Annotated in this window: 7 protein-coding genes; 4 read left to right on the top strand and 3 right to left on the bottom strand. The window is 45.4% G+C overall.

Going from position 1 to position 13,500, the window contains the following annotated elements; all coding sequences use genetic code 11:
• Window positions 1–351: 351 nt before the first annotated feature.
• Window positions 352–1,746 (top strand): hypothetical protein, encoded by a 1,395-nt coding sequence (locus tag JNN12_14460; protein ID MBL7979538.1) that lies wholly within the window; start codon window positions 352–354, stop codon window positions 1,744–1,746.
• Between the two features lie 74 nt (window positions 1,747–1,820).
• Here JNN12_14460 and typA read toward each other — a convergent pair whose 3' ends face one another.
• Entirely contained in the window at window positions 1,821–3,650 is a 1,830-nt protein-coding gene (typA, locus tag JNN12_14455) for a translational GTPase TypA (GenBank protein ID MBL7979537.1), read from the bottom strand.
• A gap of 271 nt (window positions 3,651–3,921) precedes the next feature.
• On the opposite strand from typA, the gene JNN12_14450 reads away from it, so the two are divergent.
• The 3 genes from JNN12_14450 (at window position 3,922) to JNN12_14440 (ending at window position 10,478) form a co-directional block, all read left to right on the top strand.
• A complete protein-coding gene (locus tag JNN12_14450; GenBank protein MBL7979536.1) occupies window positions 3,922–5,523 on the top strand; it encodes a PKD domain-containing protein in 1,602 nt (533 codons plus the stop codon).
• A gap of 348 nt (window positions 5,524–5,871) precedes the next feature.
• A complete protein-coding gene (locus JNN12_14445; protein ID MBL7979535.1) occupies window positions 5,872–7,332 on the top strand; it encodes a PKD domain-containing protein in 1,461 nt (486 codons plus the stop codon).
• Between the two features lie 119 nt (window positions 7,333–7,451).
• Complete coding sequence (locus tag JNN12_14440) at window positions 7,452–10,478, top strand: N-acetylmuramoyl-L-alanine amidase (protein ID MBL7979534.1); 3,027 nt, start codon at window positions 7,452–7,454, stop codon at window positions 10,476–10,478.
• Between the two features lie 67 nt (window positions 10,479–10,545).
• On the opposite strand, the gene JNN12_14435 is transcribed toward JNN12_14440, so the two are convergent.
• Window positions 10,546–12,327: a M28 family peptidase gene (locus JNN12_14435; GenBank protein ID MBL7979533.1), complete on the bottom strand. Its 1,782-nt coding sequence runs from the start codon at window positions 12,325–12,327 to the stop codon at window positions 10,546–10,548.
• Window positions 12,328–12,477: 150 nt separating this feature from the next.
• Window positions 12,478–13,416: a hypothetical protein gene (locus JNN12_14430; protein MBL7979532.1), complete on the bottom strand. Its 939-nt coding sequence runs from the start codon at window positions 13,414–13,416 to the stop codon at window positions 12,478–12,480.
• Window positions 13,417–13,500: the final 84 nt, after the last annotated feature.

The raw sequence follows: 13,500 nt of genomic DNA, 5'->3' as shown, positions 1-13,500 counted from the left end.
AGCTTATACAGGGATACAAAAGAAAACCCGAAGCAGGGAGACTTCGGGCCTTCTTTTAAAATGCTTGCCTGAACAACCAGTGACTGGCGACCAGGCATAGTCATCTATTAAACCACCACACTTATAGATACCCGAAAAAAAATTAAAAAGCGACATTGGTACGAGAAAAAAAATGAGAAGTGCAAAAAAAAGTATGCTTTGGCTAAACGTAACCATAAAAAATCCGATCTTATAAGTGCCTCCCCTTGCAATTTGCAAAATACTTTATTAGCATTAAGATACTAGCTACCTTTGTTCCTGAAACCTTTTTGGGTGTGCAGGACATTTAACATACCAATCCACTATATAACTATGAAGCGGATATCAATCCTCCTATTTGTCTTCCTGATCGGCATGTTGCCTGCATATGCCCAACTACCAGATGCCTACCTGCGCTATCTGAAAGCTGGGAACTCGTTGCGGGAAGCCAACCAATTTGATCAGGCCGAGTATTACCTGAAGCGTGGGCTCGAAGATGCCCGTCAACGAAAAGCGACCTACTGGGAAGCAGTGGCTCAAGAATATCTGGGCCTTTTGTATCGGGACACAAGTAGAAATGTGGAGGCTATACGGGCTTTTAATAAATCAATTGAGTTATACAATAACATCAATATGGGTGTCAGTGCGCGTGCAGTTCGTGAACTTTCGAGCGGTATCAGAGGGGTTGATGAAGTATATGCTGGGGTAGATATTGGCTCTAAAGGTGTAAAACTGAGTCTTATAGGGGTCTCTTTAAACGCACGCGGGCAATACGAGTATGCCACAAAATACGATAATACCAAGAATACCGACCCTATGGTGCTGTCTTCGCAATCGAATGCTGCCACCTTGGCGGCTGTTCAAGCTTATTTGAACGAGGCGGAAACCAAACATGGGATTCCTAAAGACCGCATTTTTGTGGTTGTCAGTAGTGGTTTGAAACAAGAAGTGGATAAAAAAAATCAACAAACCACTTTTGAAACGCAGATCGTGACCCCTATCAAAAATGCGGGTTATAAGTTCGACTACATTACGCCCGAGCAAGAAGGGCAATATTTGGCCAAAGGCATCGTACCCCCTAGGCAACTTCAAACGGTTTCTGTATTAGATGTTGGCAGTGGTAATACAAAGGGTGGTGCTTTCACGGGCAATGATTCCTTTGATCCCATTTCATTTCCTTTTGGGACAAAGTCATTTACCAACGAGATTAAAAAGTATCAGTACGCCTCGCCTCAGGAATTTGGGAATATGGGCAAACTGCTGATTGACGGGCGTTTTAAATCTGAGATTGCAGATGAGGTAAACCGTCATCCTGTCTTAAAGAATCGTCCTAACGTCTATCTGTCTGGTGGAATCGTATGGGCAATTGCTACATATCTAAAAGCAGATAAAGTGAATGAGCTTTTTGTGGAATTGACCCCTGCCGACATACGGAAATTCAAAGAGATGGCTATAAATGATTACCAGTCACTGACCAATCCTAACTTGGCTGGCATCGAGGATGATGCACTTTTCGAGAAGGCGAAAACCGAAGTAGGGCGGGTAACCTCTACTTTTGAACAAGAAGCGCTGATTTCTGGATCCATCTGGCTTGAAGCATTGGTAAATGAATGGTCTGCTTCTGGCCCTAAGAAAAAGTTGTACTTTGCGCGACAAGGTGTAGTTGGGTGGTTAACTGGTTATATTGTTTACACAGTAACCGAGCAGTATAAGAAAGAGACAGAATAAGCATAAGAGGCCCATCTTACAAAAGATGGGTTCCGGAAAAGATTCTGGAACCCATCTTTTGTAAAGGGCTTTGCTTAAGACTGTTCTGACTTTTGCATATTCATGTATCGCTTCCGGTCATTGATGTCAAGGTATCGCTTGCGTAGCCGGAGAGATTTGGGTGTTATTTCGATGAGTTCGTCGTCCCGAATAAATTCAATCAATTCCTCCAAGGACATTCTCCGTGGTGGAATCAATTTCTCGAATGAGTCGGCACTGGCGGCACGCATATTTGTCAACTTTTTCTCTTTGGTGATGTTCACATCTAAATCGGCATCACGGGCATTTTCGCCAATGATCATGCCACTATAGACATCTTCGGCAGGTTCAACAAAGAGTTCGCCCCGTTCTTGTAAGCCTAAGATGGCATAGGCGGTTGTTTTACCGCTCCTATCCGAGACCAAGGCCCCCGTAGTACGGTGTACGATGTTGCCAGCCCAAGGCCGATAAGCCAAGAAGAAGTGGTTTAAGAGGCCAGTACCCTTGGTATCGGTCATAAATTCGGTGCGGTAGCCTATAAGACCTCTACTTGGGATTTCAAATTCCATCCGAACCCGTCCGAGACCATGATTAATCATTTTGGTCATGGTTCCTTTTCGGAGTGCCAGTTTTTGAATGACTACACCACTATACGCTTCGTCCACGTCCACCAGAATTTGCTCGAAAGGTTCATGCTTGCTGCCTTTTACCATTTTGACCAAGACTTGTGGTTGTCCGACAGCAAATTCGTATCCTTCGCGACGCATTTGTTCGATTAGAATTGCCATTTGGAGTTCACCTCTACCGAATACCATGAACTTATCTGCGGATTCGGTGTCTTCTATTTTCATGGCCAAGTTGGTTTCCACTTCCCTATAGAGGCGCTCGCGCAATCGTTGACTGGTAACGAACTTCCCATCGCGCCCCACAAACGGAGAATCGTTGATGCGGAATTCCATAGAGAGCGTGGGTTCGTCCACATGCAAGGGCGGTAAGGGTTGTGGGTTTTCGGCATCTGCAATAGAATCTCCCAGGCCAATGCCAGACATACCTGCAATGGCGATGATATCACCCGGCCCTGCATTCTCTACTGGAACGTGTTTAAGCCCTTCATAATCGAACAAGCCAGTGGTTTGCATATACGTTTGGGTTCCATCGGTTTTGCAGAGCGCCACCCGCTGTTTATTCCGGATGCTGCCTTGCATCACACGTCCAATGGCCAGAGGGCCTAGGTACTCGTTCGGAATGACATTGGTGACCAAAAATTGAAAAGAGGCTTCTGCATCGCCAGCAGGGGGAGGAACATGATTTAAAATGGTCTCAAACAAGGGTTTAAGATCTGTCAAAGGCTTTTCGAGGTCGTTGGTACATTTGCCTTCGCGGGCAACTGCATATAGATATGGGAACTCTATTTGCTCATCGTTTGCATCCAAATCCAGAAACAAATCATAAATCTCGTTAAGTACCTCTTGTGGTCGTGCGTCCTGCCGATCAATTTTATTGATTACAATGATCGGAGGAAGGCCGAGGGATAAGGCTTTCTGGAGCACGAACCGGGTTTGTGGTAAAGGGCCTTCTGCGGCATCTACGAGGAGTAAGACACCATCCACCATGCGCAGTGTTCTTTCCACCTCCCCACCAAAGTCAGCATGTCCTGGTGTATCAACAATATTGATCTTAAAATCTCCATAGTGAATGGCGGTGTTCTTCGCCATGATGGTAATGCCCTTTTCCCGCTCCAGGTCCATAGAGTCCATAACCCGAACCGCTACTTCCTGATTTTCCCGAAACGTGCCACTTTGCCAGAGCATGGCATCTACCAAGGTGGTCTTGCCATGATCCACGTGCGCAATAATGGCAATATTTCTGATTTGTTGTTGCTTCATAAATAAAGACTTGTTGTTTTAGGGTAAGTTCTTTAAAAAAAGAAAGATAGTGGCTGTTTGAATTAATCAACCGTGAAAACCACCTCGTTAGCTGAAAATACACGGTCTTAAACTTGTCTAAACAAATATAGTATTTGTTTAGACAAGTTTATAAATAATAAATACTTACGTAGGTGTTTTTTAAACCCTTCTATGCAGTGATACATCTCATCTTCGGTAAAAAACAAATCCTGTCTATAACAAAACACTTTTACATAAATAACCAACCACCATGTTTATCACCAAAAAAATAAGCCAAGCATTCCTTTTACTCCTCTTAGTTTATGGTGGAGCAATGGGACAATCGGCCACCCAAGTTGTACAACAAACACGAAATGGTAAGAGTTTGTATGTTAAGCTAATGGGAGGGCTTAACGTATATGGAGGCGATACCGATGGTATTCCGCATTACAAAAAAATATCACTGATTGAACTTGGGGATTACCTGAAATCAATAGGTTACTCTGGTCGTTTAGAAGTAGGGCTGCCCATCACCAAGCGTATTGATGTGGCTTTGGCTGGCGAATACGGTTACTATCCTAATATTGAGCCTAATGAAGGTCCGTTTGCCCTTCCTTTTTCACAGGGTAAAATCAGTGATGAAAAACGGCTACATTTAGACTTATTGGGTCGGTTTAATATCTTGCCAGACAATAGCATCAACCCCTTTGTTCAATTGGGGGGAAACCTGACTTTTGGTAAGACAACAGATATTGTGACTTCTGCCAAATCTACCAAACTGGGTTTTGGACCTTCTGGCGGATTTGGGGTGGACGTGAAGATCAATGATAAATTAAGTGTGGTATTAGAAAACAACCATGCGTTGGTTTTTCCTGATATTGCGGTAGATGGTGCTGATTATGCGAAGCAACTGGGTTCACCAGGAGATGATCAAGACCATGATTGGCTTAGCTTTTATGGGATCGGCGCTAAATTGAAAATTGGTAGTGGACTGGGATGTTCTCCGATTGATGTACTTCAGATCAATGGGCCGCGCAGCATAAACATAAATGAGGAAGGAAAATTTAACTCCACTTTAAATACGGCATCCAGCCTACCTGCGGAGTATTACTGGGATTTTGGGGATGGAACGGTGGTACAGGGGATGAACGCTACCCATAAATTTGCAAAACCAGGTACCTACACCATAACCTTCTCTGCCACAAATTGTGGCGGGACAGATGTAGAAAGTTTTCCGGTGACGGTTGCAGGACCAACAACTCAGCCTTCGCTTTCTATTGTTTCGCTCACGCCTTCTATGACTTCAGCAAAGGTAGGAGAAGTGATTCGTTTTAATGCCGAGGTAAGGGGAACGGCTCCAATTTCCTACCGCTGGAACTTTGGAGACGGTAGTACTTCAAATGCGACTACACCTACCCATGCATATAGTACGCCTGGAACCTACACCGTAATTCTGGAAGCCCAAAATGCAGCAGGAATAGACCGTCGGATGCAGACGATCGAGATTACAAAATCTGTGGTGGATGCATGTGATGCAATCACAGAACTCAATTCTGTTTATTTTGCTTTCGGTAGCTCACAGTTAGACGCCAATGCACAAAGTCGCTTAATGGAAAACGTGGATGTACTCAAGGGCTGTTCAAATCTGAATATTCGGATTAATGGGTATGCCGATCACTTAGAACCGAATGAGATGACCATCACGCAGCGTCGGGCACAAGCCGTTTCCGACTTCTACCAGTCTAAAGGTATTCCGGCAAGCCGTTTAGGAATTTTGGGAAAAGGACGGGATGCCGTGTCGTGTGATAAAGAAGATCCAGGAAAAGGATGTCGTAGAAACCGACGAGTAGAATCTATACCTGTTAAAAGATAAGACTTGGTCTTAAACATAAAGAAAGCGCGGGCGAGTAAGTAAACTTACTGGCCCGCTTTGGTTTTGATATAGCCATTATGTTAAGTATCTTTAATAAACCCACAAAGGATTGCCTCATCTCAGCACAGGCAATGCCATATATGACATCACAAAAACCAGATAAAAAGGCAAAATGCCTACATATTTGGCTATATAGCGATAAAGATGATTGGTACACCATTGATCCGTATGAAGCGAGGCTTACGACTTTTACCCTTCATAATCTGTTTGGCTTCGGTTGTGGTTGTTCATTCGCAACCCACTTTGAAGCTACCTTTTACATTGCCCTTAGATCAAAAGCGGATTTTTTTGAGTGCTAAACTGGGTTGGACCACATACGGAGGAGATACAGATAATAACCGTTTGGGGCAATGGGGAACCTACATCAGGGACCGTGGGCATTTATTCGGATTAGAAGCGGGTTATCGTTTAAGCAATCGCTATGAAGTAACCGTGGGGGGCGTTATCGGGAACTACCCGAAAATTGAACCCGATGAATACGTGCCACAGGCAAAGGATACGAGACGGTTCCAACTGATTAGCAGTGCTCGGATGATCTTGAACCCAGGGGCCGATGTGCAAACTTACCTTAGCATGGGGGGGAATATACTATTCGGACATTATTACCGACCCCAAACCCTTAAAAAAGTCTTTCAGCCGGGGATTGGGGTAACAGGAGCGATTGGGTTGACATACATGTTGAATAGACAAGCCTCTGTTTTTATGGAAGGTAGCATCGAGGCTACGTTTCCTGATGCTGCCGCAGATTCAGGAGACTATGGACGAGACTTTGGCTCTGTCGGCAATCCAAATGTGGGTGGTGATTTGTCTAATTCTGACTTACTGGGTTTTTTTGGGGCAGGGCTTCGATACAACTTGTCTAAAGAAATTTCGTGTACACCTGTACGAATAGCCGCTTTAAATGTGCCGAATCAGGTAAACGCAAATCGAGTAGCAACCATGATTGGTGCGGTCAACGAAGCGACCCAGCCTGTAGAGGTAATATGGGATTTCGGAGACGGTCGGATGGGGACCGGTAAGGTTGCCGACCATCGTTTTCCAGGGCCTGGTGCATATATGGTCTCGTTTTCTGTAAGCAATTGTGGTGGAACAGACACCCGCACCGCACGAATTGTTGTAGAAGAACCTCCTATACAATGTGAAAAACCAGTCATTCGTCACATTACTTCAAAGAGAGATGGTTGGGATGGCGTAACAGTCAGTTTTGCGCCCGAAGTAGAGGGGACGCTTCCGATGGAGTATATTTGGGATTTTGGAGACGGGAATACCTCCATTGCACAATTTCCGCGCTACACATATCCCCGAATCGGGAGTTACAATGTGTCACTACAGGTCCGCAATTGTGGCGGAGAGGATATAAAAACAGAAACATTAAAAATTTCGTCAGAATTAATTCGGGAAAGTTCTTGTATCGGTTTAGACCTGAAAACCGTCCACTTTTCACAAAATAGTGCGGTTTTAGACGAAGAAGATATGGCAGCATTGCGGGACAATCTTGCTTTTTTACAACGGTGTAAATCGGTTTGTGTACGAACATCTGGATACTTTGATTATCTGGAGGCCTCGAACGATCTGGCAACGAGAAGGGCATTGACGGTAAAAAACTTTTATGCTCAAAATGGGATTCCCGCGAGTCGGATACAAGCCGCAAGTGCAGGACGCTCGTTTATTAATTGCGAAAATGAAGACCAGACATCAGGCTGTAGTCGAAATCAAAAAGTGGAGAGTAGTACCAAACAATGTAATTGACTTTTCAGTCACCAAAATAAGCCTCGATTGATTCGAGGTTTGTTTTTGGTACTTGGTGTAATGCTTTCCAGAGGAGGAGCAATTTTGTACTTTGGGGTTCTCATTAATGGAAGATAGTCATGAAACGAAAAGTAGTACTCATACTGTGTCTGGTCTGGACGGCTTGTTCTGGCCCTAAAAACGAAGGTAGTCATGCGCAAATACCCCAATTACCTGTTCAGGAGGTGACAAAGACAAGTGTACAAGTGGCAAATGAAGCAGTAAAAACCTCACTTGCGTCTATCATGGCAATGCCCACTTTAGCAAAGCGGGCGGCTACATGGAAAATAGATACCTTGTTGGTGTATGAAGCCGATCGGATTATAGAACTGAAAATGAATGATGGTATGGGTTATGTGCCCTTTCGGGAAGAACAGGTGCAGCGGATTTATGAGGCATTTGAAGCCGTGTTAAAGCCAATCTATCCGGATTTTCGTGTAAAAATAACGGTTCTGCGTCTGCCTTTGTACGAGCTGGTCCCGAATCTTTACCGGAGTAAAACGCCCAAAGATTCTTCACGTATGCCTCAGGTTGTTCAACGTGGAAGCCCAATCGTTCAAAACAAAAGTAAGACATATGAACCAAGAAAGGGGCTTTTTAACCGCAATATTGCCCTTTGGCATAGCCATGGCTGGTACTACGAACACAAATTGAACCGTTGGGAGTGGCAACGTGCCCGGAGTTTTCTGACGGTCGAAGACCTCTTGCCGATGCAGTTTGTGTTACCCTATTTGGTTCCGATGTTGGAGAAGGCTGGTGCAACGGTTTTTTTGCCTCGGGAAAGAGATCCTAACCCCAATGAAATAATTATAGACAACGATGGTAACTGGCGAAATGTGTCGGGCGGAAAATCGGAGTACAAAGAAGTGGGGAATTGGCTTAGGGGCGATGTTGGATTTGCGATGGGGCAACCGCCTTATCCAGAAGGGGTAAATCCGTTTCAACTTGGAACATATCGGATGACAACCTCCACCAAAGAGGCAACAGCCCGCATCACTTGGGCGTCCGATGTACCTGAATCCGGGGAGTATGCTGTTTATGTGGCCTATCAGTCGTTACCGGAAAGCATTGAAAATGCACGATATACAGTTGATCACACGGGTGGTACAACGGTATTCGAAGTTAACCAAAAAATAGGTAGTGGGACGTGGATATATTTAGGCACGTTCCACTTTGATTCCCTGCAAAAAGCGCGTATTACACTTACCAACCAAAGTGACGAGACTGGAAAAATAGTAACGGCAGATGCAATTCGTCTGGGTGGTGGTCTTGGCATGATGTTACGAAATGGCACAGTAAGTGGGCGGGCCAAATATGTGGAGGGGGCACGATACTGGTTGCAATATGCAGGAATGCCAGACTCGCTGGTATATAATGTTTCACCTCCGAAAGACGATGATTATCGTGACGACTTTCAGAGCCGAGGTGAGTGGGTTAATTACCTGCGTGGCGCACCGTTTGGCCCCAATAAAAACAGAACGGTAAAAGGTTTGGGCATTCCAATAGACCTTTCTTTGGCCTTTCATACCGATGCCGGGCTTACGACCAATGCCAATGTGATTGGAACCTTGATGATTTACTCCAGCAAAACGACGGGTGGATCCATCACTTTTCCAGATGGACAATCACGATTTGCCAACCGAGACCTTGCCGATATCTTACAAACACAACTCACAGATGACCTTCGGGCGCACTACGATTCGTCTTGGACACGCCGCGAACTTTGGGATAAAGACTACTCTGAGGCGTTTAGGCCCAATGTGCCAGCAGCGCTGTTAGAGCTACTTTCCCACCAAAATTTTCAAGACCAAAAATTTGCCCAAGACCCCCGTTTTCGGTTTGATGTAGGTCGGGCAATATATAAGGCCATGTTGCGATTTATTGCTGGACAACATGGCTTCGAGCCTATTATCCAGCCGCTGCCCCCCTCCCATTTCCGCGTACAGTTAGAAGGAGGCGATGCGGTACTATCATGGCAGCCAGTTGCGGACCCGTTGGAAAAAACAGCAAATCCAGAGCGTTATGTGGTCTATATGCGGAAAAATGATGGCGGATGGGACAATGGAACAGGCGTAACAAGAACCGACTTTCGTTTCCCGAAATTGGAAGCAGGGGTGGTATATGCATTTAAAGTAGCTGGCGTAAACGAGGGTGGAGAAAGTTTCCCCACCGAGGTTTTGTCGGTAGGGCGTCTTGAAAATAGCAATCCAAAAATCTTGGTTATGAATGGATTTGACCGAGTTTCGCCGCCGCATATATTCAAAGAAGGAAATTTGTCCGGATTTGCACATTGGGTAGATGAAGGGGTATCAGACGGGGTAAGTTATGGGTTTACAGGTGATCAATTTAACTTCGAAACGTCTTCTGTCTGGAGCGACGACGATGCCCCCGGTCATGGGGCCAGTTATGCAGATTTTGAAGGGAAGCCGATTGCAGGCAATACAAAAGACTTCACAAGGGTTCATGGCAAAGCCCTTCTTGCCGCCGGATATTCGTTCGATTCGGTAAGTGACGAGGCCGTTATGGCGAATATGGCCCTTCTTTCACCATATAAAGCCATTGATTTGATCTTAGGAGAAGAAAAAGAAACCCCTTGGCCCAAGCCAAACGGAACACGCCCCGCTATACCACCCATGTTTAAGGCTTTCCCTGAGCAACTCCAGCAAGGTTTAGAAACCTATTTGGGACAAGGGGGGAAACTCTTCGCTTCTGGTTCCTATCTTGCTACGGACTTGGTAAAAGGGAAACCCAGCCTACATCCGGATATCACCTTTGCAAAAAATGTTCTTCGCATGACGTGGCGTACCGATCATGCTGCCACTGTGGGTGATGTACACAGCGTGGAGGCCGATTTTCTTCCTCCGAACTTCCGTTTCCGCTTCGAGACCAAACGAAATCCTAAAATATATGCTGCCGAGGCGCCTGATGGCTTAGAGCCTGCAAGCTCTGCCGGAAAAACCCTTCTTCGGTATAGCGAAAACAATATCAGTGCGGGTATAGGGGAAAAAGAGAGAACCGTACTCTTGGGCTTTCCATTTGAAGTGATCGCCGATGAAAGGGCGCAAAAGATCGTTATGAAAGCGGTAATGCAATGGCTTGGACTTTAGCAAACGCAAAAAAAACGGGGCTGCCATTTTTAAAAGACAGCCCCGTTTTGCCTTTACAGCCCTTGGATCAATTAAATCCAGTTCCAGAAACTGCCGGACGTGCATCCTGGTTGGCCACTTGCCAAGCAGTAGCAAAAATCATACGGCCAATATCTGCCATACGTTTGTATTCAATTTTTTCCGGTTCATCTTCCAAACCATGATAGTCTTCATGGGTTCCGGTGAAAAAGAAAATGAACGGGATCTTATGCTTACCGAAGTTCCAGTGGTCAGAACGGCGGTAGAACTGATTTGGATCATTTTTGTCGTTAAAGCGCTCAGAAAGAACCAAATTGGTGCCAGTAAGTTTGTTCACCTGTGCATTTAAATCGTGCAACTCTTGTGAAATAAGTTTTGAACCAATGATGTAAACATAGTTCTTTTCATCCTTGACCGGATGAGTGGGGTCAAATCTTCCAACCATGTCTATGTTTAGGTTTGTTACGATCTTATCGAGGGGCACAACGGGGTCTTTATCGGCAAAATATTCGGAACCAAATAAGCCTTTTTCTTCTCCCGACACATTCAGGAAAATAATAGAGCGGCGAGGACGGTAGCCATCTGCGGCTGCGCGTGCAAATGCTTCAGCAATAGCAATCGTGGTGACCGTTCCAGATCCATCGTCATCGGCCCCATTAAAGATATTGTCCCCCTCTTTTGTTGGGTCCCAACCTACGTGGTCTAAGTGACTGGAAATAATCACATATTCATCTTTCAGATCGGTACCTTCGATCATGGCGACCACATTTTCCGTATCAGCCAGTCGGGTTTGATTTTCAACCTTGCCCTTTAATTTGGTGTCGGTCAGTTCAAAGACAATGGGTTTAAGAGAGGTATTAATTTCAGAACGCAACGATTCTACACTTTTTCCGGAAGAGGCGAGCAGTTGATTGGCAAAAGTGGTAGAAATTTGGGCAAAAGGTGGAATTCTGCGTCCACCACCTGATTGTCCCTCGACAGGCATCCGGAGTTGCCCTACTTTGTTTGCCAGCGCATTTGCTTGTTGCTGTACAAAAGTGCCAAATTCAGGACGGTCTGAAATGATAAGAAAGCCAATTGGTTGTCCGCCAGAGAAAGCCGGAGCCATTTTGCTCCACCATTGGGTGGACCATTTGGTGGGTTTACCATCCGCTGAAAGCAGGCTATTGTCTCCATTCATCGGTTCTTTGTCAAAAATCAACAACCATTTACCAGCCCATGAAATATTGGCGGCTTTTAGCGCGGCATAGTCATCGTATTTACCATCCTCTTTGATACCATATCCGGCAAACACGATGCCGCCTTCTGCGTCCATCGCCGATCCCAGCTGCAAAAAGACTTGGCCGTCTGGCCCGGTTGCACTGTATTGGCTTTTCACCTCTTTGCCCCCACTGGTTCCGGAAAGGCTAAAGGATTTTAGTTTTTCTTCGTTGAGTTTGAAAGGTTGCAAATAGGCGCGTGGATCGCGGGAGTCGGTTACGCCAGAAGTTCCTTTAGGCGAAATACCAATACGTTGGTACTGAGAAGCCAGCCAAGCGGCTGCCATTCGTTGGCCGGGAGCGGTTGTTTCGCGCCCCTGAAAAAAGTCGGAAGCATAAAAATACAAGTGCGAGGCCAGAATTTCTGGTGTAATCACTGCTTGGTATTTTTTAACCAGAGCTGGATTTTGGGTAACAGACGGCGTTTTATTGCCTGCTTTGGGACGGGTTTCTTTCGGGACATTCACCCGAACCTGATCACTCGGTTTGGTTTTACCTCGGTTTTGGGCAAACGATGGATTCACCGAAGAAAGCACGACGAGAGCAACCAGAATAAGTTTTAAATGGTTCATAAACGTATTGTGGGATTGTAAAAAAAGTAACGCAATCAGGACGTTCGCTGGTGTCATTCGGTTTCAGAAAGGCGCAAAAGAAAAGGGCGTCTCTCTACGAAACGCCCAAAGTACAAAAGAAAAGCTTCGGAATCCAACCCGAAAGAGGAATTACCACGTAGGGACCTTGGTTTTTTTCATGTTGCTATCCCCTTTTATCAGATAGGTGGAGGAGTGATTCATGTTGTCTTTTCCGGATTGCCCATTTTGCCATTCGCTGTTTTCAATCCACTGATCGGTAAAGTAGTCTTTTGCACAATCATGGTCTCCCAAGACTGTTTTTCCAAATGGACAACCTCCCCACTCGCTTTTGGTGGCAGTAGCGTCACCCAAAATGTAGAGTTGGCTGGCTGTACGGGAAGCGGCAGTGTCAGCCTCGTCGCGTGCAGTTTTTACGGTTTCGTTGTCGTTCCATTCTTTCGCAAATTTCTCGAACTGATTCGGATAGAAGTTTACATAACGAGGTGCAACTACCGTTTTTGCGCCAATAGATTGCCACTCGTCGGCCCAAGTATTGCCATAACAGGCTACCGTATAAACCATGCGTATGGGCATGGAGGAGCGTCCGGCATAAGAAGGGATACCAGTGATATCGGAGGTGGAAAAGGTGGAATTACTCCCGTAGGTTCCGGTACTAGCCCTAAATCCGCTCGTGGAACCATGTGAGAATATCCAAAGATCAATGATGTAGCCCTTGCTGGCAAGATCTTTAAGTTGGTCTTTTAAGTTGGTTTCAGTAGGTGTTTTTTTGACATCTGCCAATTTTTCATCTTTTTCGGAAAGGTCCCAAAATGAACTAACATTATCGTGTTTCAGCAAAACCACGCGGTCGTAGCCTTCCATGGCGTGCTTCAACTGGACGGTTTCTTGTCCGAGCGAGGTAAACTTACTATCGCCAAAATAAAAAAAGACCACCGAAGCAAATTTTTGTGCGCGTTGAACCGTTGGTTGGTTATTATTGGGAATTGGTAGCGGTGGTGTTGTTTCGGTAATGGCCGATAATAACAGCAAAATGCCTAACAGAACATGGGATTTGAATGTGTGGTACATGATTTTTGTGTTTTAGAAGTGTTAGAGATAGCGGATGAATAGGATGCAGCTATTTCTATACGCCAAAAAACGTGCGGAATCTGA

Source organism: Bacteroidetes Order II. bacterium (genome assembly GCA_016788705.1).
Taxonomy (GTDB): domain Bacteria; phylum Bacteroidota; class Rhodothermia; order Rhodothermales; family UBA2364; genus UBA2364.
Note: the sequence above shows the minus strand (reverse complement) of the source record. Positions and strands in the feature narration are given on the sequence as shown.